Raw genomic sequence first — 23,517 nt, 5'->3', positions numbered from 1 at the left:
AGTACGGTGGGCCGCTATGGACCGGGAACCCGCACGCGTCATCACGCTGATCGTCGTCGACGACCACCCCGTCGTACGGGACGGGCTGCGCGGCATGTTCGCGTCGGCGGCGGAGTTCGAGGTGCTCGGCGAGGCGGCCGACGGGGTCGAGGCGGTCGAGATGGCCGTCCGGCTCGACCCCGACGTCATCCTGATGGACCTGCGGATGCCCGGCGGCGGGGGAGTGGCCGCGATCACCGAACTGGCCCGCCGCGGCGCCCGCTCCAGGGTCCTCGTCCTCACCACGTACGACACCGACTCCGACACCCTGCCCGCGATCGAGGCCGGAGCGACCGGGTACCTGCTCAAGGACGCCCCGCGCGAGGAACTCTTCACCGCGGTGCGCGCCACCGCCGACGGACGCACCGTCCTGTCGCCCGCCGTCGCCTCCCGGCTCGTCTCACGGGTGCGGGCCCCCGCCGCGTCCGGCAGCGAGACGCTCTCCGCTCGCGAACGCGAGGTGCTCGAACGCGTCGCCAGGGGCACGTCGAACCGCGAGATCGCCGCCGCTCTTTTCATCAGCGAGGCCACGGTGAAGACCCACCTCACCCACATCTTCGCCAAGCTGGGCGCCAAGGACCGGGCGGCCGCCGTCGCCGTGGCGTACGACCGCGGCATCCTGGGCTGAGCGCCGGGCTCACTCCCGTACCCGCAGCAGCAGGACCGATCTCGCCGGAACCGACAGGTCCGTGCCGCCCCCGTGGACCGTGCCCGGAGCGGTGGACTGGTCCTCCCGTGAGGTGTCCAGGACCAGTTCGTACCCCTCGGCCCACGGCGCTCCCGGCAGCCGGAACTCCGCCGGGCGGTCACCGGCGTGCAGCACCGCCAGGAAGCTGTCGTCGGTCACCGGCTCGCCCCGGGCGTCCCGGCCGGGGATGTCGCGCCCGGAGAGATAGAGCCCGACCGTCGCGGCCGGTGCGTACCAGTCCTCCTCCGTCATCTCGGCCCCCCGCCGGGTGAACCACGCCAGGTCCCGCAGCCCGTCCGGGGCCTGCGCCCGGCCGGAGAAGAAGGCGCGGCGGCGCAGCACCGGATGGGTGTGGCGCAGCGTCAGCACGCGCGCCGTCAGCTCGGTCAGCTGCCGCCACCGCGGCTGCTCAAGCAGCGACCAGTCCACCCAGCTGACCTCGTTGTCCTGGCAGTAGGCGTTGTTGTTGCCGCCCTGGGTGCGGCCCATCTCGTCACCGGCCACCAGCATGGGTACCCCGGTGGACAGCAGCAGGGTGGTGAGCAGGTTGCGCAGCTGGCGGCGGCGCAGCGCGTTGACCGCCGGGTCGTCGCTCTCACCCTCGGCGCCGCAGTTCCACGCCCGGTTGTCGGATGTGCCGTCCCGGTTGCCCTCGCCGTTGGCCTCGTTGTGCTTCTGCTCGTAGCTCACCAGGTCGCGCAGGGTGAAGCCGTCGTGCGCGGTGACGAAGTTGACCGAGGCGTACGGGCGGCGGCCGCCCCAGGCGTACAGATCGCTCGACCCGGTCAGCCGGTAGCCGAGATCGCGTACGTCGGGCAGGGCGCCGCGCCAGAAGTCGCGCACGGCGTCGCGGTAGCGGTCGTTCCACTCGGTCCACAGCGGCGGGAAGGCACCGACCTGGTAGCCGCCGTTGCCGACGTCCCACGGCTCGGCGATCAGTTTGACCCGGCGCAGCACCGGGTCCTGGGCGATCACCGCGAGGAACGGGGAGAGCATGTCGACGTCGTGCATCGAGCGGGCGAGCGCCGCCGCGAGGTCGAAGCGGAAGCCGTCGACGCCCATCTCCGTGACCCAGTACCGCAGTGAGTCGGTGATCAGCCGCAGCACGTTCGGCTGCACCACGTGCAGGGTGTTGCCGCATCCGGTGTAGTCCGCGTACCTGCGGGCGTCGGACTGGAGCCGGTAGTAGCCGCGGTTGTCGATACCCCGCAGCGAGAGCATCGGGCCCAGCTCGCCCGCCTCCGCCGTGTGGTTGTAGACCACGTCGAGGATGACCTCGATCCCCGCGTCGTGCATCGCGCGGACCATCCGCTTGAACTCGCCGACCTGCTGGCCCGCGGTGCCGCTCGCGGAGTAGCCGGCGTGCGGGGCGAAGTAGCCGATCGAGTTGTAGCCCCAGTAGTTGTGCAGTCCGCGGCGGAGCAGATGGTCCTCGTGGGCGAACTGGTGCACCGGCAGCAGCTCCACTGCCGTCACCCCGAGGCGCTTGAGGTGGCCGACGGCCGCGGGGTGCGCGAGTCCGGCGTAGGTGCCCCGCAGCTCCTCGGGGATGTCCGGGTGGCGCGCCGTGAAGCCCCGGACGTGCAGTTCGTAGATGACGGAGTCGGCCCACGGTGTCTTGGGCCGCCGGTCCCCGGCCCAGTCGTCGTCGTCATGGACGACCACCCCCTTGGGAACGTACGGAGCGGAGTCCCGTTCGTCGCGCACGGTGTCGGCGACCTGCTGCTCCGGCCAGTCCCTCACATGGCCGTACACCTCGGGGGGAAGGGTGAAGGAGCCGTCCACCGCACGGGCGTACGGATCGAGGAGCAGTTTCGCCGCGTTCCAGCGGGCGCCCGTCCACGGGTCCCAGCGGCCGTGCACCCGATAGCCGTAACGCCGGCCCGGCCTCACGCCGGGCACGAAGCCGTGCCAGATCTCGTGGGTCAGCTCGGTCAGGGGCAGCCGGGTCTCGGTGCCGTCCTCCTCGAAGAGGCAGAGCTCCACGGACTCCGCCCCGCCCGCCCAGAGGGCGAAGTTGGTGCCCGCAACCCCGTCCGGCCCCACCCGGAAGCGGGCTCCCAGCGGCGTCGGCGTACCGGGCCACACGGCGGGCGGGCGCTGTCCGTGCCCGGCGGCCGGCCGCTCCACCGCCTGCCCGGCCGGTCCGGTGAACGTCTTCGGCACTGCCTCCTGCTCGGCTGCGCTCGACACCTGCTCGCCTCCCGCGGCTCGTGGGGGACCGGCACCGAAAGGGAGCGCGCGGCGTCCCGGCCGCGGCTCCCCGAGTGTGGTCGTCCCCTCTGTTCTGCCCACGACTGGGCCCGCACTCACGTTTCCCCGACCGGCCCCGGTCGTTGGTGGGGACGTGAATCACGTAGCGAAGAAGGCAGACGCGAGCCGGACCACCGTGCTGACACGGTCGGGGCTGCTCGCCGTACTGGCCGTACTGGCGGTGCTGACCGGTTGCTCCGGAACGGGCTCGATCATCGGCGGGAAGGGACGGTCGCCGCAGGAGGCGATCCGGGTCACCCCGCAGGACAGGGCCGAGGACGTGGGACCGGACAGCAAGGTCGAGGTGAAGGTCCCTGACGGGCGGCTGGAGAGCGTCAAGGTGACCCGGATCGAGGACGCGCAGGAGCAGGAGGTGCGGGGCCTGATCGCGAAGGACGGCCGCTCCTGGGCCCCGCAGGGCTCGGCGGGACGGCTCGGGCTGGCCGCCAAGTACAGCGTCGACGCGGTGGCGGTGGACGGGTCGGGCCACCGATCGGCCCGCCACACCACCTTCACCACGGTGGTGCCCGAACACCGCTTCATCGGCTACTTCAAACCCGAGAACCGGTCCACGGTCGGCACCGGGATGATCGTCTCCTTCGAGTTCAACCGCCCGATCACCCGGCGGGCGGCCGTGCAGCGGGCGATCAAGGTGACCAGCGATCCGCCGGTCGAGGTGGCCGGGCACTGGTTCGGCACCGACCGTCTGGACTTCCGCCCGGCCGACTACTGGCAGCCGGGCACCGAGGTGACGGTCGAGGTCGGGCTGCGCGATGTGGAAGGGGCGCCGAAGGTGTACGGCAGCCAGCGCAAGACCATCAGGTTCACGGTGGGCCGGGAGCAGGTGTCACTGGTGGACTCGGCCGCGCACACGATGGAGGTGCGCCGTGACGGGCAGCTCGTCTCCACCGTGCCGATCACGGCGGGCTCCCCGACGACGACCACGTACAACGGGAAGATGGTGGTCAGCGAGATGCACGACGTGACCCGGATGGACGGGCGGACCGTCGGCTTCGGCGGTGAGTACGACATCAAGGACGTCCCGCATGCCGTCCGGCTCACCGAGTCCGGCACCTTCCTGCACGGCAACTACTGGTCCGACGACGGCATCTTCGGTTCGACCAACGTCAGCCACGGCTGCATCGGGCTGCGCGACGTGCAGGGCGGCAGCGGGTCCACGCCGGCCGGCTGGTTCTTCGACCGGACGCTCATCGGGGACGTCGTCGAGGTCGTCAACTCCAAGGACAAGAAGGTCGCCCCGGACAACGGGCTCGGCGGCTGGAACCTGGACTGGGCGCAGTGGAAGGCGGGCTCCGCCGTGCGCTGACCCGGCCGGGAGACACACCCGCGGCTCTCCCGTAGCCGCACGGACGGCGCGGCCGGTGCGGCCGCGTCGTCCGCCGTTTCCGCCACCGTGCGCGCCCCGTTGTCCGCCGTTTCCGCCACCGCGCCCGCTCCGCCGTGCCCGTAACGCCCTCGACCAGGCGATGTCCCTGGAGGAGTTGGGACTGAACGGTGACATTCCGGGGGAGATCTCGCCGCAGGCGGTGTGATTATCTTTCGATGAGCGCGCATATGCAGCGCGCGGGGGCGGGAGCCGAGAGTTCCCAGGGCCTTGGCGGGGCCAGGCCGTGCGAGGGGAGACGACCACATTGAACGGGCAGCCGATATCGGGGACATCGGCCGGGGCGGACAGCGGGCGGCGGGTGCGTGGGGCCACCGGACTGCTGGCCCTGGTACTGGGTGCGCTGCTGTTGCTGGTGACGGCGTGCGGCGGGGGAGACGGCGAGGGCGGGAACAAGGGCGGCAGCAGCGGGGCCAAGACGGATGACACCAGCGCCTCCCAGGCCGTGGTGACGGTCGCCCCTAAGGACGGGACCGACTCCGTCGCCACCAGCGGGGCACTGAAGATCTCGGCCGAACAGGGCAAGCTCTCCACGGTCAAGGTCTCCGACCCGAAGGGCGGCGAGGTCGAGGGGAAGATCGCGGCCGACGGCGCGAGCTGGGAGCCGGACCACCACCTGGCCTCGGCGACGAAGTACAAGGTCCACGCGGTGGCCAAGGACGAGAAGGGCCGTGAGTCGGCGAAGGACACCACCTTCACCACGCTGGTCCCGCAGAACACCTTCATCGGGCAGTACACCCCGGAGGACGGTTCGACGGTCGGCGTCGGCATGCCGGTCTCGATCCACTTCACCCGCGGCATCACCGACCCGGAGGCCGTCGAGAAGGCCATCAAGGTGACGGCCGTGCCCGCGGTCGACATCGAGGGCCACTGGTTCGGCAACGACCGCCTCGACTTCCGGCCCGAGGACTACTGGGCCGCGGGCACCAAGGTGACCGTGAAGCTCGATCTGGACGGTGTCGAGGGGCGCCCGGGGGTCTACGGCAAGCAGGCCAAGACGGTGTCGTTCACCGTCGGCCGCCGGCAGGTCAGCACCGTGGACGCGAGCTCGCACCGGATGAAGGTCGTCCGCGACGGCAAGCAGGTCAAGGACATCGCGATCTCGGCGGGCGCCCCGGCGACCACCACGTACAACGGCCAGATGGTCATCAGCGAGAAGCTCGCGGTGACCCGGATGAACGGTGACACCGTCGGCTTCGGCGGCGAGTACGACATCAAGGACGTGCCCCACGCGATGCGGCTGTCCACATCGGGCACCTTCATCCACGGCAACTACTGGGGCGGCTCGGGCATCTTCGGCAACACCAACACCAGCCACGGCTGTGTCGGCATGCTGGACGCCCGTGGCGGCGGTGACTCTGGCACCCCGGCGGCCTGGTTCTTCAACAGCTCGCTCATCGGTGACGTCGTGATCGTGAAGAACTCCCACGACAAGACGATCCAGCCGGACAACGGCCTCAACGGCTGGAACATGAGCTGGTCGGAGTGGACCAAGTAGACCCGGCGCACTCACCCCGACGGGGTGAGCGGGCGACGTCGGCTTCCAGGACCTCGACGGGTCCCGGGGGCCGACGTTTTCGTGTGCGGAGGGCGGCGGGGGGGGCGGGGGGTTTGTTTGGGGTGGCGTCGCGGCCCGGCCGCGGCGCGGGCCGCGCCCCCCCCCGGCCCGGTGTACCGGGGTGTTACGTGAGGTATTTCGGCAGTATTCGGTACGTGCGTAACGGTCCGGTTCGTTACATGGGCAATGTTCCAGGCATATATGTCGAGTGCGTGGGCCCTGAAGTGTCCCGGAAATCGTCCGACGGAGCGGACTCTTTCTCCGGTGTGGTTGTCTGCGTGGTTGTCTGAGCCGAAGGAAAGGGATCCTCCACCAGACCTGCTCGAGCCAGGAGAACACCGGCCTGAAAGCGGCTCATGGCTCCCTGTTCATCCAGAATTTCCGCGATATGACGACGGCATGTGCGGACCGATATTCCGAGCCGGCGAGCCACCATTTCGTCTTTGTGCCCCATCGCCATAAGGCGCACTATCGACTCCTTGAGGACGTCGATCGAGTGCGGGGCTTCCTTCGCGTCGGGAATGAGCGGGCTCGATGTGTTCCAGAGGTTCTCGAATGCGGCGCAGGCGAACGCGACCATCGCCGGGTCTCTCACCACGGCCGTCGTCGTCGCGCCGGCGGCCGGGGAGGCGGCCGGGGGGCGGGGCAGTACCAGCGTCCCCCCGTCGAACACGACCAGCGGATCGATCAGTTCGGCGCTGGTCCTGATCTCGGCCCCGTGCTGGGTGAGCTCCCGCACCAGGGCCCTGGTGACCAGGTCGCCGCGTATGGCGTGCTGGTAGATCAGCCGGGCGCGTACCCCGCGGTCGAGGAGGTCCAGGGCGATGGTCCGGGTGGTCGGAAAGCTCTGGCAGGGGCGGGCGCCGCTGGGCAGCACCAGGAGGAGTTCCTCGTGGCAGCGGGCGCTGAGGTCCCTGAACATCGAGAGCAGGGGCGTGGCCCCGGGGGGATCGCCGGCCGGGGCGGGCGCGGAGGAGGAGGGGCTCGCCCGGTGCGGGTCCGGCGGGCTCTCCTCGCGGTCGCCGGCGTCGCCCGTGCGGCGGTCCTGCAACCGCTCTCCGAGTGCTCGCGCCAGTCGGGCGCTCGTCTCGGCCGCGTCGGCCGGGGCGACGAGCTCACGCTCGGCCCCTGACCGGATCAGGCCCAGGAGGCGCGGTATCCGCTCCACGCCGATCGACTGCTCCGGGCCGAGGCGCCGGCCCGCATCGACGTCGTCGTACTCCGGCCGGGTCTCGTCCGTAGTGCGGCGCTGTACCGGCGGGTCGTGGTCCAGCGGTGTGCACTCTCCAACCGAGTGGGATGGTCCGGCTGCCGGCATTAGCTGCTCCCCCTTGTGCCCGCAGGTCGTTCGGGCGTCAACTCTAAGGTATCTGGATTTCGTGATGGGAAATGTGAAATGAATTCACTCACGAGTTATCCGAGGGTATGGCTGCAGTGGAGAAGGAGATGCGGAAGGTATCGAAAGGGTCGGTAAAAGGCAATAAAAGTGTCCCGAGATCTCCCGTGCGGAGAATTGAAACGGCTTGGTTGATCACGAGGGTAACCGAGAGGGTTGCCCATGGGGGAGTGTTTACTCAATTAATGTATTTCATTTACTATCCCTTTACTTGTGTTCGGATCGTGACTTCGGTTTGAGTACGCCGGGTGAAGGGAAGCTGTTTCCACAAGGGCTGCTGGTTTCCACCGGGCGGCAACCCGCGCGCCATCATGGGCCGGATACGGGTCGGCGATGTGCGAAGTCGAGTTCCGCGCCGGCGCGGTGGACGCACGCTGCCGGTCACCCGTCCGTCGCGACGAGGACCGGCAGCGAGGACCGGCGGATCAGGCCGCTTCGGCCGTGGACACCGTGAGGTGGAGGTCCACCGGAAGGTCCTGCCGACGGGTGATGTTGAGCTTGCGGTAGACGCGCGTGAGGTGCTGCTCGACCGTGCTGACGGTGATGTGCAGCTTCAGGGAGATCTCACGGTTGGTGTAGCCGCCCGCCGCGAGGGTGGCCACCCGTCGTTCGGAGTCGCTCAGCTTCGTGTCGAGATCGGAGCGGAACTCCTCCGGGGCGCTGGGCCGGGGCGCCCGGTCGTCGGGGCGCAGTCCCGGGCAGATCTCCTCGCACAGTGCCTCGGCGCCGCACTCCCGGGCCAGGTTCCACGCTCTGCGGAGCACCATGTCCGCACGGGCGGGCTCGGAGACCGCCCGCAGGGCACGGCTCAGTGCGGCGAGTGAACGGGCCAGCTCCACCCGGTCGCCGGAGCGGCTCAGTTCGTCCACCGACTGGTTGAGCAGGAGCACTTGTTGGCGTGAATCCGAGGTCACCGCGCGTAGACGCAGACTGATACCGCGTACCCAGGGCCTGCGCGCGTCCGGGTCGGCGAACTGCTGCTCCACGAGCGCCTTGGCCCGTTGCGTCTCACCGAGCCGGAAGAGCACGTCGGCCGCGTCCGTGCGCCAGGGCAGGACCGCCGGCCGGTCCACGCCCCAGCGTGCGGCGAGCCGCCCGGTCTCCAGGAAGTCGCCCAGTGCCGGCTGCAGTTGATGCGTCGCGAGGAGGTACAGGCCGCGGGCGCGCAGGTAGGCGAGGCCATGGGTGCTCTTGAACAGCGTGTCCGCGACCGGCTGATGGAGCTGGCGGGCGACCGCCGCATGGTCGCCCATGAGGGTGAGCGCCCTGATCAGCGTGGCCGTCGGACTTCCGATGAACGCGCTGCTGCTCTGCTCGGGCAGGCAGTCGAGCGCCCTGCGCGCGTACTCCTCGGCGGCGTGCAGATCGCTCAGCCGCAGGAGTACCGAGGCGAGCGCCGAGGAGAAGAGGGCCTGCCAGGCGGGGGCCTTCTGGCGCTCGGCCTCTTCGATCAGCTCGCGGCAGCAGGCGACGGCCTGCTCGGGGTGTCCGAAATAGGCGAGGAACCGCAGCGCGCGCATGACCGGCTCGAGCGTCTCGTCGGTGAGGACGGTCGTACGCAGGAACCGCTCGGCGGACGCGGCCTCCGCGTTGGTCTCGGTGCCCGGCGACGGTCTCGTCTCCTCGGGGCTTCTCGGATTCTCGCTGCGGCCGCCCGTGGTGCCCGGTGTTTCGTCCGGACGCGGCGCGCTTCCGGTTCCCCCGGCGTCGTTGGCCGCGGTGCCTCCGAGGATTCTGGACATCACCTCGGCGGCCTCGGCGATCCGGCCCTGACCGTTGAGGAGTTCGGCCAGCGGGGCCAGGCGCTCAACGGCCATCCGGCCGGAGCGGAGTACCGCGAGAGGGGCGGACAGGTGCTGTTCCGCCCGTCCGGGGTTGACCCGCCAGGTGACGGCCGCGAGCCGGGTCTTGATGTCGGCCCGCTGCTGTTCGTCGCGGCTCAGTTCGTGGGCCAGTTCGAGCGCTTCCATGGCGCGGGCCGCGGCGTTGTGCGTGAGCAGGTCCTCGGCTGCCTCGCGCAGTACGTCAACGGCCCAGAGGGGTGCGGCGGTCACGGCGCCGCCCAGGTGGGCGGCGAGCAGATGCCCGGCCACCCGGGTGACCGACTCGCCTTCCAGGCGCAGGAGTTCGGCGGTGCGCAGATGCAGGCCCGCCAGCACGTCGGCCGGCACCTGGTCCAGGACCGCCCTCTCCGTGTGCGGGTGCGGGAACCGGTGACCGTCGAGGATCCCGGAGGCGGACAGCGAGGCGACCGACTGTGCGACGGTGAAGGCCGGGGCGTCCAGGAGCCGTCCGGCCCGTTCCGGGGTGTAGGCGTCGCCCAGTACGGCCAGCGCCGGCCCGAGGCCCAGCATGTGCGGTCCGTTGTGCTGCAGGCAGGTCAGGACGGCCTGCCCGAACAGCCCGCCCTGCTCGGGCCGGAAGGTGTCGGTGCCGGTCGGCGCGGACCGGTACTCCTCCAGGAGCGCGCGCAGCAGCAACGGGTTGCCCCCGCTGATGGCGTGCAGCTCGCCCGAGAGTGCCTCGCGCGGCAGGGGGCCGTGGGAGCCGGCCGCGACGCGCAGGCACCCCTCGGGGCTCAGCCGTCGAAGCCGGATGCGCCGCACGTTGCGGCTTCGGAGCAACTCCGTGCTGAAGGAGGCGTTCTGGCCGTCCTGGTGCAGCGGGGTCGTGAGTGCCAGCAGCATGCGTGTGGAGCGGCCGTGGCGGACCAGGTGCTGGAGGTAGCGCAGGGAGGCGCTGTCCGCGTGGTGCACGTCGTCGACGCAGATCACGAGCGGAGTGGTGGCGCTCAGCCGCTCCAGCGCCGCCTGGAACTCCCGCATCGCACTGATCTGCGGCTGGCCGTCCGGTGCTGTGGAGGCCTCCGGCAGTGCGCCGGCCGGCGCGTCCCCGGTCAGCTGTCGCATCAGGCCGAGCGGCAGATCCCGTTCGGCCGGTGAACCGAAAGCCCGCAGCGCGAGGTCCTTGCCCGTGTCGGCCCATTCGGCGAGGGTGTCGATGAGTTCGCTCTTGCCGCATCCGGCGGCACCCTCGATGAGAAGGATCCGGGCCGCACCGCTCCGGCACTCGTTGAGTGCGGTACGCAACGCCTGGATTTCCGGCTCTCTTTCGGCAAATTCCACTCTGTCCCCCGAACGACACGCTGCAGGTCCGACATGTCCAGCCATGGGGAGAAGACCCCGATGGGAACATATGTGGCGTATCTGGAACGCGTGTGCGTACGCCACACGCCCATGAGTGTGGCGCACGCTCCAGCCGTCCTCTAGTGGCCACAAGTTGCACGCCGCGCAGGATGGTGGAGTGATTGGTGGCTGCGCGCAACGCTTCGCAGTTCCAACGGAGTTAGGTCGGTCTAAGATGCCCCGACGGCTTCAAGGCAAGGGTGGTGCTGTGGGTCACCGTGAAGATCTCCTGGAAGGCGCTAAGCGCTGTCTGCTGGAGAAGGGGTTCGCCCGTACGAGCGCACGGGACATCGTGGCCGCGTCCGGAACGGCACTGGCGTCCATCGGCTACCACTACGGCTCCAAGGACGCCCTGCTGGTGCAGGCCTATGTCCAGGCGATGCAGGAGTGGGCGGACGAGTTCGGCCCGGACACCGCGTTCGGGGCCGACCTCGAATCCGCGGAGTCGACGATCGAGCGGTTCGAGATGGTCTGGAACCGCATCGTCGAGATCTTCCCGGAGCGCAAACCCCTGTGGGCGCTGAGCGTGGAGGTCGCCGTGCACGCGGAGGACCTGCCCCAGATGCGCGAGGGGCTCTCCAGGGCGCAGCCGTTCGGCTGGTCGGCGCTGGTGGCGCTCTTCCACGGGGTGCCCGAGAGCGAGGTCGACGAGCAGATGGCCGTCACTCTCGGCAGGTTCTACGCCGCACTGCTCAACGGCGTGATGTCGCTGTGGCTGTTCTCTCCGGAGACCGCGCCCTCCGGGCGTGATCTGGCCGAGGCGATGCGGGCCATTCTGGTGCTGCACCAGGGTGCGGTCACCGGCTCGGGCCCGGCCGTCTGAAGGGGCGGCGCCGCCTCAGAGTTCGTCGCGGACCAGACCGGCGTCCCGGAGTTCGCTCACCCAGATGTCCATATCGGTGCGGGTGTTCTCCGGGTCCGTACACCACAGCTCGGCCAGCATCGCGGCCGCGGGGCCGAGTTGGCCGTTGTGCTGGCGCAGTGCGATCCACATGGCCGCGGCGACGGGGCTGCACCGGTAGCTGGTGCCCTCCGGCGCGGTGAGGAATTCGAGGTACCCGTCCTCGGTGACGCGTGAGGTGACGCCGTGTTCTGGTCGTACCGGCACTCTGGCCTCCGTAGTCGCTAGCCGGCCGGTGACGGCCAACCGTGAAGGAGGCGTGACCGTGTACGCGGGGCGGGGGTGGGGTGTCTGTCAGTCGGTGCGTATGCGGTGCCGACCGGGGATGCCTCGCACATCGGCTCATGAGGGCAGGCTGCCCGATGCCGCGATAGACGTTAGTCTAGTACGGTCGTCTAGATTCTGGAGGAGGAAGCGCAACTCTGTCCGGAATGAATTGGCCCGGGGCATGAAGCACGCCTGCCCCGGAGTCAGCTCCGGGGCAGGCGTGAGAGGGATTCCCGACACGGGCGCCCGGTCCGGGCGCCCGCGCGGGACTCACATGCGCGGGACGGGGCGGACGGTCCGCCGCTCCCGGCGGCTCACGACCCCACCGCCACCACACCCAGCCCGGCGCGGATCAGTTCGAGGACCGCGGGGACGTGGGAGTCGAGGAAGAAGTGCCCGCCGGGGAACACCTTCAGCTCGAACGACGCCGTGGTGTGTTCGCGCCACGCGTCGGCCTCGTCGATGGTGACCTGCGGATCGTCGTCCCCGACGAGCGCCACGACGTCCAGCCCGAGCGGCGGTCCCGGCCGGTACCGATAGGTCTCCGCGGCCTTGTAGTCACTGCGGATCGCGGGGAGGATCATGCGGAGGATCTCGGGGTCTCCCAGCACCGCGGAGTCCGTCCCGCTCAACTGGGTGATGTCGGCGATGAGCCGGTCGTCGTCCGCCAGGTGCACGGTCTCATCGCGAACCCGGACGGGCGCCCGGCGACCGGATGCGAAGAGCGTCGCCGGCGGTGTCCCGGCGGCCTGGAGCCTGCGGGCCACCTCGAACGCGAGCGTCGCGCCCATGCTGTGGCCGAACAGGGTCAGGGGCACGTCCCCCCAGGGACGCAGCTCCTCGACGACGAGGTCGGCAAGCTCCTCGATGTCCTCGACGCAGGGTTCGTTCCTGCGGTCCTGGCGGCCCGGGTACTGGATCGCCAGGACGTCGACCGCCGGGGACAGCGCCCGTGACACCGGGAAGTAGTAGGTGGCCGATCCGCCGGCGTGCGGGAAGCAGACCAGGCGGGCGCGGGCATCGGGGGCGGGATGGAAACGCCGGATCCAGGGTCCGGTTTCCCGGGAGTCGTCCGTCATCAGTGCTCTACATCCTTCGGTCGCTGTGGGTCCGGGTCCGGCAGGGGGCGGACGCCCCGGCTCCGGCCAGGGGACGCGGCCGGGTACGGGGCGTGGCCGAGGTGCGTCATCGTGCCGCCCAGCTGCCGGGCGGCCGGTAGCTGAGCGGTGCGCTCCATCTGGGCGCGGGGCGGGGGCGGGTGCCCTGACCGGCCACCGGGGTGCGGCTCAGGCTCAGCAGGGCGGCGGTCACCGCGGCGATCTCCTCGGCGGACGGCACGCCGCCGAGGAAACGCAGCGCCGGTCCGGTGCGGTCCGGTCCGGCGGACCCGGTCTCCGGAGCACAAGGGGCTGTGGTCATGGGCTCGGTCACTCCTCACGGGGCTCAGGTCGGGGGGTTTCCGTGTTTGCGGGCCGGGACGGGTGCGTCCTTCGTCCGCAGCATCGCGAGTGAACGCACCAGGACCGCGCGGGTCTCGGCCGGATCGATCACGTCGTCGACCAGGCCGCGCTCGGCCGCGTAGTACGGGTGCATCAGCTCCTGCTGGTACTCCTTGATCCGCTGCTCACGGGCGGCCGAGGGATCGGGCGCGGACGCGATCTCGCGCCGGAAGACGATGTTCGCCGCGCCCTCGGCGCCCATCACGGCGATCTCGTTGGTCGGCCACGCGAAGGACAGATCGGCCCCGATGGAACGCGAGTCCATCACGATGTAGGCACCGCCGTACGCCTTGCGCAGGATGACCTGGACCCGGGGGACGGTCGCGTCGCAGTAGGCGTAGAGCAGCTTCGCGCCGTGCCGGATGATGCCCTGGTGCTCCTGGTCGGTGCCCGGCAGGAAGCCCGGCACGTCGACGAGTGTGACCAGCGGGATGCTGAACGCGTCACAGGTCTGGACGAACCTCGCGGCCTTCTCGGACGCGTGGATGTCCAGCACCCCGGCCTGCGACGCGGGCTGGTTCGCCACGATGCCGACGGTGTGACCGTCCAGCCGCGCCAGCGCGCAGATGATGTTCGTCGCCCACTGTGCGTGGACCTCGAAGAAGTCCTCGTCGTCGACGATCTCCCGGATCACCGCGCGCATGTCGTACGACTGGTTCGGGTGGTGCGGCACCAGGCTCAGCAGGCTCTCGCACCGTCGCTCGGCGGGGTCGTCGGTCGGCGCCTCGGGCGGCAGTTCGCGGTTGTTCGCGGGCAGCATGGAGAGCAGGTGCCTGACCTCCTCCAGGCATTCGGCCTCGTCGTCGTAGACGAAGCCGGCCGCTCCGGAGACCGTCGCGTGCACCTCTGCCCCACCGAGCTGTTCGTGAGTCACCCGCTCGTTGGTGACGGCCTGGACCACGTCCGGCCCGGTGATGTACATCTGCGAGATGTCCCGCACCATGAACACGAAGTCGGTGAGCGCCGGCGAGTAGGTGGCGCCGCCGGCGCACGGCCCGAGAATCACACTGATCTGCGGAATCACCCCGGACGCCCGTACGTTGCGGCGGAAGATCCCGCCGTACCCGGCGAGCGCCTGCACACCCTCCTGGATCCGTGCTCCGGCACCGTCGCTCAGCCCCACCAACGGCGCGCCCGACGAGATGGCCAGATCCATCACCTTGTGGATCTTCTGCGCGTGCGCCTCGCCCAGCGAGCCTCCGAAGACCCGGAAATCATGCGCGTACGCGAACACCGTGCGACCGTGCACCTGACCCCACCCGGTGATCACCCCGTCACCGCTCGGCCGCCGGTGCTCCAGGCCGAAGCCCGTCGACCGGTGCCGCCGCAGCGCCTCCACCTCCTGGAACGTGCCCGCGTCGAAGAGCAGTTCCAGGCGTTCGGGGGCGGTCAACTTGCCACGTGCGTGCTGCTGTTCGGTGGAGCGCGGGCCCGCTCCCTCGCGTGCCGCGCTCTTCAGCTCCGCCGCCTGAGCCACCAGCGAACGCAGATCCGGCCGGGGCGCCGCGGAACTGTCGCCACCGCTGTCCGACGGGGCGTCCTGAATCACTGTCATGGTCCCACCCATCCATGGCTCGCCGGTGCGCGGTGACTGCTGGCACCGGCGCCGGAATCCGGATAACCGTCCCCCATCGAAGACCCGGCGCGGTCCTCGTGTCCTCCCCTAAGTTTTCCGGCACCCCCTAAAGGGCCGTTGCGTCATCCCCGACAGGAGCGCCCTCACCTCCGCACGGCCCGGGACCGGGCCCGGCTCGGCTCATCGACCCGGCCGGACGGACCCCAGACCCTTAGGGGCCCTACGGGGGACCACCGGATGGAAGCGAAGTCCCTTTCCGTTGCGCGGCGCCGACGGGCCCCTGCGCCAAGGCCCGTCGGCGTCAACGGAATTGGAACCCGCAAACCTTAGGGGTTTTGGCGGCGGCGGGCAGACCTCAGCCTGGGTCTCGACCGGTTCGGAAACGGAGCGGCCGACGGACCGATCGTTCGGGGACGACGTGCTGAAGGGCAGGAACACCATGAGAGACGACTTCCGCGCCGGCGGTGCGCTGGTCTTCCCCGGAATGAGCCCCACACGCTTCCAGGACTCGGCCAAGTTCATGCTGATCAACCCGGTCGCCCGCAGGCTGGTCGCCGAGGCGGACGAGGCGCTCGGCTACTCGCTGGTCGACCGCTACCGCGAGACCGAGGGCGACTACAGCGAGTACGCGCAGGTCGCGTTCCTCGTCAACTGCCTGGCCCTCGCCACGTGGGCGCACGACCGGTTCGATCCCCAGCCCACGGTCTGTGTCGGGCCCAGCTTCGGCGGAAAGACCGTGGCGGCCCACACCGGCGTCCTGGACTTCCCCGACGCGGTCCGCCTCACCGCCGGCTGGGCCAGGCTCCTGGAGTCCTGGTTCGCCGAGAACCACCACGACGTCGTCACCCACTCCTTCACCCGCGTCCCGCGCCCCGAACTGGACCGGGTCCTCGCCGAACTCGACGAGCGCGGAGAGTGGTACGAGATCTCCTGCCACGTCGACGAGGACTTCTACATGGTGTCGCTGCGCGAGCCCGTGCTGGAGTGGCTCGGCAAGCGGCTGCGTTCGGTCGGGGGCCTGCCCCTCTACACGATGCGCCCGCCCATGCACGCGAGCGTCTTCGCGCCGCTGCGCGAGCGGGCCGAGGAGGAGCTGTTCGCCCCTCTGACCTTCCACGACCCGCGGACGCCCGTCGTCGCCGACCAGGACGGGACCGTGCTGACCACCGGCGAGCAGGTCCGCACCATGCTGCTGGACGGCTTCGTCCGCCCGGTCCACTGGCCCGAGGTCGTCGGCTCCCTGCGCCGCCTCGGTGTCGGCAAGCTGTACGTCGCAGGCCAGGACAGCCTCTTCGGCCGGGTTCCCGTCACCACGAGGAACTTCGACGTCGTCGCGGTGGATCCGAGGACGGCGCTCCAGCCCGTACGCCGCAGCCTCGCCGCCTGAGCGCGGCTGGACCGCCTCGGACCCAAAGCACCTCCGGTGGGACGCGCCCAGGCCGGCGCCGTGTCCCTTCACCGGCACCAGGACCGGCCGCGGACTTTCGAGCGAGAGGTACACCATGACCCTTCTGACCAGGACCGACCTGGGATTCGCCTATCTGCAGCTGACCGGGTCGCCCTGGCAGGAGCCGGTGCGGTACACGATCGAGGAGCGGCTCGCGGCGCTGGCCGAGAACAACTGCGTCTCGATGGGCATGGCCGTCGAGGAGCTGGAGTCGTTCCTGAGCGAGCACCCGGCCGACAAGCTGCGTGGCCTGCTCTCCGAGTACGGGGTCGGGCTGCACGAGCTCGAGGTGAACTTCGGCTGGAACGCCGAACCGGCGGAGAGCGGCCCCGCCCTGGAGTCGGAGACCCGCCTCTTCGAGCTGGCCGAACTGGTCGGCATCCCCTCCGTCAAGTCCTGCGCCGTCTACCCGCCCGGTGTGCAGATGCCTCCCGTCGAGGTCCTCACCGAGCGCTTCGCGGCGATGTGCGACCGGGCCGCCGCACGCGGACTGGACATCTCCCTCGAAGCCATGGCCGTGATGCCCGGCTTCACCTACCAGGTCGCCTCCGACATCATCGCCGCCGCGGACCGGCCCAACGCCGGTCTGCTCGTCGACATGTGGCACCTCTTCCGCGACCCGACGGGTATCGGCTCGATCGACCAGCTCACAGGAGCGCAGATCGTGGGCGTGGAGTTCTCGGACGCCCCGAGCACCCCGTCCCCCGACGTCATGAACGAGGTCCTCAGCGGTCGTCTGCTGCCCGGCGACGGCGACTTCGACATCAGCGGGCTGCTGCACACCCTGGACGCCAAGGGGGTCGACGTCACCCCGGCGGTGGAGGTCCTCTCCGCCGAGCTGCGCGCCCTGCCGCTCAGCGAGAGCATCGCCCGCGCCGCCGCCGCAGTGCGCGCCTCCCTCGCGAAGGCCCGTGGCGAGAGCGCGTCCTGAACGTCCGGTTGCCCCGTACCCCCCGAGCGCAGAGACCTCTGGAGAAGGAACGATGTCCGATCTCGTCGACGCATGCCCGCATGCCCAGCCCCGCCCCTTCCCCCTGGAGCGCACCGGCTGCCCCCTGGACCCCGCACCGGAGTACGCGGTCCTGCGGGAGACCGAGCCGGTCTCCCGGGTCAAGCTCAGGTTCAACGGCCGTGAGGCCTGGCTCCTCACCCGGTACGAGGACGTCCGGCAGATGCTGGTCGACCCCCGGTTCAGCTCCAACATGGCCGACCCCGGCTACCCGCTCCAGTTCGCCTTCCCCATGGAGCTGCTCGGCAAGGTCAAGCCCGCGCTGCTGCACATGGACCCGCCGGAGCACACCGCGCACCGCATGATGCTGATGCCGGAGCTCAGTGTGAAGCGCGTCGAGGCGATGCGGCCGCGCACCCAGGAGATCGTCGACGAGTGCATCGACACGATGCTGGCCCAGGGCGGCCCGGTCGACCTGGTCTCCATGCTGTCGATGCCGGTGCCGTCCATCGGCATGTGCGAACTGACCGGCGTGCCGCACGAGTCGCGCGACCTGTTCCACCGCTGGGTCACCCTCCTGGTCACCCAGGGCAGCGCCGAGGAGCACGCCACGGCGAACGCCGAGGTCGAGGTGCTGCTCTACGAGCTCATCGCCGAGCGCCAGAAGAACCCCGGCGACGACCTGATCAGCAGCCTTCTCCAGCGCAACGATGAGAAGAACGAGCTGGAGCCGGCCGACATCAGCGCCCTGGTACGGGCCATGATCGCCGCCGGTCACGAGAGCACCGTCAACGGCATCTCCATCGGCGCGCTCGTCCTCCTCCAGCACCCCGAGCAGGCCGACTGGCTCCGAGAGCACCCTGAGCTCTCGGGCCAGGCGGTCGACGAGCTGTCGCGCTACTCCAGCATCTCCGACCACGGCACGGTCCGGGTCGCGCTCGAGGACGTCGAGATCGGTGGCCAGCTGATCCGCAAGGGCGAGGGCGTCATCTGCTCGCTCTCCGCCTCCAACCACGACCCGGCGGTCTTCAAGGACCCCAACACCCTGGACCTGAGCCGCCGCGAGGCACGCCACAACGTCGCCTTCGGCTTCGGGCGCCATCAGTGCGCGGGCCAGATGCTCGTCCGCATGCAGCTTGAGGTCGTCTTCACGACCCTGCTGCGGCGCATCCCGGGACTGCGCCTCGACGCGGCCCTGGACGAACTGCCCTTCAAGGCCAACGCCCTCATCGACGGTGTCCACGAGCTTCCGGTGACCTGGTAAAGGAGTTTTCCATGCGTGTGATCGTCGACAAAGAGCGTTGTGTCGCGGCCGGTTCCTGTGTGATCACCTCACCCGCCGTCTTCGACCAGAACGACGAGGACGGCAAGGTGGTACTGCTGATCGAGAACCCGGACGAGAAGCTCCGCGATGAAGTCCTGGAGTCCGTCAACGTCTGCCCGGTCGGGGCGCTGAGCGTCTCCGACCAAGCCGCGCCCCGACCGTAGCGGCCACCCCCCCGGACGCCTGGGCGCGGGCCCCACCCCTCAGGGCCCGTGCCCGGGCCGCGCCGGAGCTCGTCACCTGTCTGAGAGCCCGGCCCCGTCGCGACGACGCCGGCCCGCTCGCCACCCACACCCGAAAGCGACGTTGGAACCGTGGAGAATCCGAACACCACCTACGCGCCGACGGCGCACGGGAACGGCGGGACGGTCCATTCCCTCCTCGACGATGCGACCGCCGAAACCCCGGACGGGCGCTGTCTGCACGACTCCGCCGGTGAGCTGACGTACCGGCGGATGGCCGAACTCAGCCACGGCTTCGCAGCCTGGCTCACCGAGCAGGGCGCGGTCCGCGGCGACCGGCTGCTCGTCCAACTGCCCAGCCGGCGCGAGCTGGTGGCCATGGTCTACGGGGCCTCGCGCCTCGGTGTGATCCTGGTACCGCTCAACCCCGCGATGAAGGAGTACCACCTCCGCTCCGTCGTCGAGGACGCCGAACCCTCCCTCGTCATCGGTGACGGCCCGTCCACCGAGGTGCTCGGCCGGGCCACCACCCTCCCCGTGCACGACCTGGCGGCGATCTGGCCCCGCGTCGAGGAGGCCGCCGGACGCCCGGCGCCCCCGCCCCTCGACATCGGCGCCGACGACACCGCGTTCCTCGTCTACACCTCCGGCAGCACCGCCGCCCCGAAGGCGGTCGTGTGCCCGCACGCACAGGTCACCTTCGCCTCCCGCGCCATTCAGGAGGTGCTGGGGTACCGCCCGGACGACGTCGTCTTCTGCCGCTTCCCGATCTCCTGGGACTACGGCCTGTACAAGGTCCTGCTCGCCTGCCTCGGACGCTCCCAACTGGTCCTGGACGGCGGCGAGTCCGACCTCGTACTGCTGCGCCGGATGCGCGAGACCGGCGCCACCGTGGTGCCCATCGTGCCCTCGTTGGCCACGATGATCGGCACCCTCGTCCGCCGCGACACCCAGGACCCGCCGCCGGTACGGATGTTCACCAACACCGGTGCCGCACTGCCCGAGCACGCGGTCGACGCGCTGCGCGAGGCGTTCCCCGGTGTGCAGGTGGTCCGCCAGTTCGGACAGACCGAGTGCAAGCGCGTCAGCATCATGCCCCCGGACCAGCAGCACGAGCGCCCCCAGTCGGTGGGCCTGCCCCTGCCCGGCACCACCGTCCTGATCCTGGATGCCGAGGGCAACGCCCTGCCGGCCGGTGAGACCGGTGAGATCGTCGCCGTGGGACCCCACGTCATGCCCGGCTACTGGCGCCGCCCCGAACTCTCGGCGCGCACCTTCCGCCGCGACCCCGCCACCGGGGCACTGCGGCTCCACACCGGCGACTACGGCCGGCTCGACGAGGACGGCTACCTCTACTTCGAGGGCCGCCGCGACGACATGTTCAAGCGCAAGGGCATCCGGATGAGCACGGTGGAGATCGAGGCCGCCGCCATGGACATCCCGGGCGTGCGCACCGCCACGGCGCTGCCGCCCACGGAAACCCGCGACCTGGTCATCTTCGCCGAGACCGAACTGCCCCCGCACACCGTCCTGAAGGAACTGGCCGAGCGCCTGGAGAAGGCGAAGGTGCCCGCCCAGTGCCGGGTCCTGGACGAACTGCCGCTGAGCCTGCACGGGAAGAACGCCCGGCAGGTACTGGCCGAGATGATCGACGGGGAAGGGCGATGAGCCGCTACCAGGCACTGGCCGAACGCTTCGGCACACCGCTGTACGTGTACGACCTGGACGAGATCGACGCGGCCCGGCAGCAACTGTTCGACTCACTCCCCGAGGAGTTCACCCTCTTCTACGCCCTCAAGGCCAACCCTCACCCGGGGCTGGTCAGGGCCCTGCGCGAGGGCGACGGCCGTCACTGCCGGCCCGAGATCAGCTCCACCGGCGAGCTGGAGTCCGCCCTCGCCGCAGGGTTCCGTGGCGAGGACTGCCTCTACACCGGACCCGGCAAGACCCGGGGCGAGCTGGACGAGGCGATCCGCAGTGGCGTTCGTGTCTTCTCCACCGACTCGGTCTCCGACGTCCACCGTGTCGCGGACGCGGCCGTGGCGAACGGAGTGACCGCGGACTGCCTGTTGCGCGTCAACAGCGTCACGGCCAGTGCCACCAGCGGCATCCGGATGACCGGCACTCCTTCGCAGTTCGGCTTCGACAGCGAGACCCTGGCCGAGGTGGTCCCCGGGCTCCGGGACATCGAGGGCGTCCGCATCACCGGGATGCACTTCTTCCCGATGAGCAACGCCAAGGACGAGGACAGCCTCATCGGCGAGTTCCAGCACACCATCGAGCTGGCCGCCCGGCTCCAGGACGAACTGGACCTCCCACTGCGCTTCCTCGACATCGGCGGTGGCTTCACCGTCCCGTACGCCGTGCCCGGCGGCCGGGGGGCGTACCCCAAGCTGCGCGTCGAGCTCGCCGCCGCCCTCGACACCCACTTCCCGCAGTGGCGGACCGAAGGGCCCGAACTCGCCTGCGAATCGGGGCGGTACCTCGTAGGGGCGAGCGGCACACTGGTCGCCTCCGTCACCAACGTCAAGGTCAGCCGCGGCCGCAAGTTCGTCATCCTCGACGCGGGCATCAACACCTTCGGCGGCATGTCCGGTCTGGGCCGGCTGCTGCCCGTCGCCGTCGGAACCGATTCGGGGGAGTGCGTCGAATCGGCGAGCCTCGTCGGACCGTTGTGCACCCCGGGCGACATCCTCGGACGCGAGATCGATCTGCCCGCGCTCGCCCCCGGCGACCTGGTGACGATCCCCAACGCCGGGGCGTACGGGCCGACCGCCAGCCTGCTGATGTTCCTGGGCCGTCCGGCTCCCACGGAGATCGTCGTGAGGGGCGGGACGGTGCTGTCCGTCTCCCGGATCGAGCACAGCCGCACCTACACGGCCGACGGAGAAGCGTCCGCGAACACGAACGAGGAAGGGACGGCATGAGCGCCGACCTCACGCACGGCGCCATGAGCGCCGTGACCCGGCCGGACACGCGGCGCGGCACCGTGGTCGTCACGACGGTCGCCTCCGACTCGCACACCTGGAACCTCGTCTTCCTCCAGCTGCTCATCGAGGAGCTCGGCTACGAGGTGATCAACCTCGGTCCGTGCGTCCCGGACGACGTCCTCGTCGACACCTGCCGGGAGACCGCTCCCGACCTGGTGGTGGTCAGCAGCGTCAACGGGCACGGCCACCAGGACGGGCTGCGTGTCATCGGCGCGCTGCGCGCGTGCGGTGAACTCGCCTCGACCCCGGTGGTCATCGGAGGGAAGCTCGGAGTCGCCGGACAGCAGAGCGAATCGGCGATCGGCGAGCTGGTGTCCGCCGGCTTCGACGCCGTCTTCGGCGACGCCTCGACAGCCACCATGGAGTTCAGCCGCTTCGTCGGCACCCTGCCCGCCCCCCTGCGCTCCCTGGAACGCACCGGGGCCGTGGCGTGAGACCGGGCGCGCGCCCGCCCCGGCGGACCGTCGAGTGGGCGCGCCCGGTGGACTTCGGAGCCTTCGTCCGGGCCAGAAGCCGTGCCGGTGAACTGGTGGTGCAGCCCCGCATGGGGTTCGGCGACCCCGCGACCATGCGCGCGGGGCTGGCCGCCACCCGCGCCGCCGACGCCACGACAGTCGGCACCATCACCCTCGACAGCTATACCCGGGTCGGTGAACTGGCTTCCGTGGAAAGCGCGTTGCGGGCCGGCGCCGACCTCAACGGATACCCCATCGTCAGCTACGACCGGACGGTGACCGAGCAGGTTCTCGCAGGGATCAGGGACGAGACCTTCCCGGTCCAGGTCCGGCACGGATCGGCCGTCCCCGGGGACATCTTCGCCGCACTGCGCAGAACGCTGATCAACGCCACCGAAGGCGGTCCGGTCTCCTACTGCCTGCCCTACGGACGCACTCCGCTGGACGAATCCGTACGGAACTGGGTGCGCTGCACGGAGGACTTCGCGCAACTGCGCGAATCGGGAGTGGAACCACATCTGGAGACCTTCGGCGGCTGCATGCTCGGCCAATTGTGCCCGCCCAGCCAGCTGGTGGCGATCAGCGTGCTCGAAGCCCTTTTCTTCTGTCAGCACGGAATACGAAGTGTGTCGCTCAGCTATGCACAGCAGACCCATCCGGAGCAGGACCGGGAAGCGGTCGCCGCGCTGCGCCGCCTGAGTGCCGAATTGCTTCCGACTCCCAACTGGCACGTGGTCATCTACGCCTACATGGGCGTGTACCCGACCACGGTCGACGGCGCCTATCTGCTGCTCGACCAGGCGACGCGCCTCGCGGTCGACTCGGGCTCCGAGCGGCTCATCGTGAAGACGGTGGCGGAGTCCCGCCGGATCCCGACCGTAGCGGAGAACATCGCCGCCCTGGAGTCGGCGGCCCGGACCGCGGGCGCGGCACAGTCCTGCCCCCCGCCCCCCGGCGAAGCGGATTCACAGACGTACCTGGAGGCCAGGGCCCTGGTGGAGGGCGTACTCGAGCTGTCCCCGGATATCGGCCACGCCTTCGAACTGGCCTTCCGGCAGGGTGCCCTGGACATCCCCTACTGCCTGCACCCGGACAACCACGGCCGGGCGCGCAGCTATATCGACAGCGACGGCCGGCTGCGGTGGGCCGGCATCGGACGGCTGCCTCTGGCCGGGCTCGTGGGCCGGGGCCGCGCCCGGGAAGCCACCTCGGCGGGTCTGCTCGCCGATCTCTCCTACGTACAAAGGGCGTTCGACCGGATGGCCGCGGTGGAATCCGGCGGCACCCGGGACAGGGGCGGTCCGGGCATCGCCCCGATCGGATACCGGTCCCTCTCCGGCGGCGAATCGCAGGAGAGCTCCTAGGACTTAGGGGGGCGCTAGGGGCTGTGTGCCGCCTTTCGC

Annotated in this window: 19 protein-coding genes; 12 read left to right on the top strand and 7 right to left on the bottom strand. The window is 70.2% G+C overall.

Features of this window, described 5'->3' with window-relative positions:
- Window positions 1-16: 16 nt before the first annotated feature.
- The gene (locus ACFVJX_RS25380) at window positions 17-667 is read left to right on the top strand and encodes a response regulator (protein ID WP_384135205.1); all 651 of its coding nucleotides are present in this window, start codon (window positions 17-19) and stop codon (window positions 665-667) included.
- Between the two features lie 9 nt (window positions 668-676).
- On the opposite strand, the gene glgX is transcribed toward ACFVJX_RS25380, so the two are convergent.
- The gene (gene glgX / locus ACFVJX_RS25375; protein ID WP_384135208.1) at window positions 677-2,920 is read right to left on the bottom strand and encodes a glycogen debranching protein GlgX; all 2,244 of its coding nucleotides are present in this window, start codon (window positions 2,918-2,920) and stop codon (window positions 677-679) included.
- A gap of 154 nt (window positions 2,921-3,074) precedes the next feature.
- On the opposite strand from glgX, the gene ACFVJX_RS25370 reads away from it, so the two are divergent.
- On the top strand, window positions 3,075-4,307 hold the full coding sequence (locus tag ACFVJX_RS25370) for an Ig-like domain-containing protein (RefSeq protein WP_384135211.1): 1,233 nt from the start codon (window positions 3,075-3,077) through the stop codon (window positions 4,305-4,307).
- A gap of 325 nt (window positions 4,308-4,632) precedes the next feature.
- Window positions 4,633-5,883, top strand: coding sequence for an Ig-like domain-containing protein (locus ACFVJX_RS25365; protein ID WP_384135214.1), 1,251 nt, complete (start codon window positions 4,633-4,635; stop codon window positions 5,881-5,883).
- A 235-nt stretch (window positions 5,884-6,118) separates the two neighbouring features.
- On the opposite strand, the gene ACFVJX_RS25360 is transcribed toward ACFVJX_RS25365, so the two are convergent.
- A complete protein-coding gene (locus ACFVJX_RS25360) occupies window positions 6,119-7,261 on the bottom strand; it encodes a hypothetical protein (protein WP_384135062.1) in 1,143 nt (380 codons plus the stop codon).
- A 503-nt stretch (window positions 7,262-7,764) separates the two neighbouring features.
- Window positions 7,765-10,509, bottom strand: coding sequence for an AAA family ATPase (locus ACFVJX_RS25355; RefSeq protein ID WP_384135059.1), 2,745 nt, complete (start codon window positions 10,507-10,509; stop codon window positions 7,765-7,767).
- A 223-nt stretch (window positions 10,510-10,732) separates the two neighbouring features.
- Here ACFVJX_RS25355 and ACFVJX_RS25350 point away from each other — a divergent pair, with 223 nt between their 5' ends.
- Complete coding sequence (locus tag ACFVJX_RS25350) at window positions 10,733-11,347, top strand: TetR/AcrR family transcriptional regulator (RefSeq protein WP_384135056.1); 615 nt, start codon at window positions 10,733-10,735, stop codon at window positions 11,345-11,347.
- A 15-nt stretch (window positions 11,348-11,362) separates the two neighbouring features.
- Here the strand turns inward: ACFVJX_RS25350 and ACFVJX_RS25345 are convergent, their stop codons facing one another.
- From ACFVJX_RS25345 to ACFVJX_RS25330, 4 genes are all read right to left on the bottom strand, one after another.
- A complete protein-coding gene (locus ACFVJX_RS25345; RefSeq protein WP_384135054.1) occupies window positions 11,363-11,632 on the bottom strand; it encodes a PqqD family protein in 270 nt (89 codons plus the stop codon).
- 374 nt (window positions 11,633-12,006) lie between these two features.
- Window positions 12,007-12,771, bottom strand: coding sequence for a thioesterase II family protein (locus ACFVJX_RS25340; RefSeq protein ID WP_384135051.1), 765 nt, complete (start codon window positions 12,769-12,771; stop codon window positions 12,007-12,009).
- A gap of 106 nt (window positions 12,772-12,877) precedes the next feature.
- Window positions 12,878-13,111, bottom strand: coding sequence for an acyl-CoA carboxylase epsilon subunit (locus tag ACFVJX_RS25335; protein ID WP_384135048.1), 234 nt, complete (start codon window positions 13,109-13,111; stop codon window positions 12,878-12,880).
- 24 nt (window positions 13,112-13,135) lie between these two features.
- Window positions 13,136-14,746, bottom strand: coding sequence for an acyl-CoA carboxylase subunit beta (locus ACFVJX_RS25330; protein WP_384135045.1), 1,611 nt, complete (start codon window positions 14,744-14,746; stop codon window positions 13,136-13,138).
- A 541-nt stretch (window positions 14,747-15,287) separates the two neighbouring features.
- Between ACFVJX_RS25330 and ACFVJX_RS25325 the strand changes: the two genes are divergently transcribed.
- From ACFVJX_RS25325 to ACFVJX_RS25290, 8 genes are all read left to right on the top strand, one after another.
- Window positions 15,288-16,154 carry an ACP S-malonyltransferase gene (locus tag ACFVJX_RS25325; RefSeq protein WP_384135067.1) on the top strand — a complete coding sequence of 289 codons (867 nt, stop codon included), beginning with the start codon at window positions 15,288-15,290 and terminating at the stop codon, window positions 16,152-16,154.
- A gap of 115 nt (window positions 16,155-16,269) precedes the next feature.
- Window positions 16,270-17,145 (top strand): sugar phosphate isomerase/epimerase family protein, encoded by an 876-nt coding sequence (locus ACFVJX_RS25320; RefSeq protein ID WP_384135043.1) that lies wholly within the window; start codon window positions 16,270-16,272, stop codon window positions 17,143-17,145.
- A 52-nt stretch (window positions 17,146-17,197) separates the two neighbouring features.
- Window positions 17,198-18,427 (top strand): cytochrome P450, encoded by a 1,230-nt coding sequence (locus ACFVJX_RS25315; RefSeq protein WP_384135040.1) that lies wholly within the window; start codon window positions 17,198-17,200, stop codon window positions 18,425-18,427.
- Window positions 18,428-18,438: 11 nt separating this feature from the next.
- Window positions 18,439-18,651, top strand: a complete 213-nt coding sequence (locus tag ACFVJX_RS25310) for a ferredoxin (RefSeq protein ID WP_384135037.1) — start codon at window positions 18,439-18,441, stop codon at window positions 18,649-18,651.
- Window positions 18,652-18,801: 150 nt separating this feature from the next.
- Complete coding sequence (locus tag ACFVJX_RS25305; RefSeq protein ID WP_384135034.1) at window positions 18,802-20,337, top strand: AMP-binding protein; 1,536 nt, start codon at window positions 18,802-18,804, stop codon at window positions 20,335-20,337.
- Complete coding sequence (locus ACFVJX_RS25300) at window positions 20,334-21,596, top strand: type III PLP-dependent enzyme (RefSeq protein ID WP_384135031.1); 1,263 nt, start codon at window positions 20,334-20,336, stop codon at window positions 21,594-21,596. The genes ACFVJX_RS25305 and ACFVJX_RS25300 overlap by 4 nt, the downstream gene beginning before the upstream one ends.
- Complete coding sequence (locus ACFVJX_RS25295; RefSeq protein ID WP_384135028.1) at window positions 21,593-22,093, top strand: cobalamin B12-binding domain-containing protein; 501 nt, start codon at window positions 21,593-21,595, stop codon at window positions 22,091-22,093. Before ACFVJX_RS25300 ends, ACFVJX_RS25295 begins: the two co-directional genes overlap by 4 nt.
- Window positions 22,090-23,478 carry a methylaspartate mutase gene (locus ACFVJX_RS25290; RefSeq protein ID WP_384135025.1) on the top strand — a complete coding sequence of 463 codons (1,389 nt, stop codon included), beginning with the start codon at window positions 22,090-22,092 and terminating at the stop codon, window positions 23,476-23,478. The genes ACFVJX_RS25295 and ACFVJX_RS25290 overlap by 4 nt, the downstream gene beginning before the upstream one ends.
- The last annotated feature ends 39 nt before the right edge of the window (window positions 23,479-23,517 follow it).

It is taken from the genome of Streptomyces sp. NPDC127177 (assembly GCF_042672475.1).
Taxonomy (GTDB): Bacteria; Actinomycetota; Actinomycetes; order Streptomycetales; family Streptomycetaceae; genus Streptomyces.
This window is presented reverse-complemented; position numbering and strand designations above follow the sequence as displayed.

Coding starts and splice junctions, on each gene's coding strand:
- ACFVJX_RS25315 (WP_384135040.1), top strand. CDS start 17,198: ATGTCCGATCTCGTCGACGCATGCCCGCATGCCCAGCCCCGCCCCTTC.
- ACFVJX_RS25310 (WP_384135037.1), top strand. CDS start 18,439: ATGCGTGTGATCGTCGACAAAGAGCGTTGTGTCGCGGCCGGTTCCTGT.
- ACFVJX_RS25295 (WP_384135028.1), top strand. CDS start 21,593: ATGAGCGCCGACCTCACGCACGGCGCCATGAGCGCCGTGACCCGGCCG.
- ACFVJX_RS25320 (WP_384135043.1), top strand. CDS start 16,270: ATGACCCTTCTGACCAGGACCGACCTGGGATTCGCCTATCTGCAGCTG.
- ACFVJX_RS25300 (WP_384135031.1), top strand. CDS start 20,334: ATGAGCCGCTACCAGGCACTGGCCGAACGCTTCGGCACACCGCTGTAC.
- ACFVJX_RS25335 (WP_384135048.1), bottom strand. CDS start 13,111: ATGACCACAGCCCCTTGTGCTCCGGAGACCGGGTCCGCCGGACCGGAC.
- ACFVJX_RS25325 (WP_384135067.1), top strand. CDS start 15,288: ATGCTGATCAACCCGGTCGCCCGCAGGCTGGTCGCCGAGGCGGACGAG.
- ACFVJX_RS25330 (WP_384135045.1), bottom strand. CDS start 14,746: ATGACAGTGATTCAGGACGCCCCGTCGGACAGCGGTGGCGACAGTTCC.
- ACFVJX_RS25340 (WP_384135051.1), bottom strand. CDS start 12,771: ATGACGGACGACTCCCGGGAAACCGGACCCTGGATCCGGCGTTTCCAT.
- ACFVJX_RS25380 (WP_384135205.1), top strand. CDS start 17: ATGGACCGGGAACCCGCACGCGTCATCACGCTGATCGTCGTCGACGAC.
- ACFVJX_RS25360 (WP_384135062.1), bottom strand. CDS start 7,261: ATGCCGGCAGCCGGACCATCCCACTCGGTTGGAGAGTGCACACCGCTG.
- ACFVJX_RS25355 (WP_384135059.1), bottom strand. CDS start 10,509: ATGGCTGGACATGTCGGACCTGCAGCGTGTCGTTCGGGGGACAGAGTG.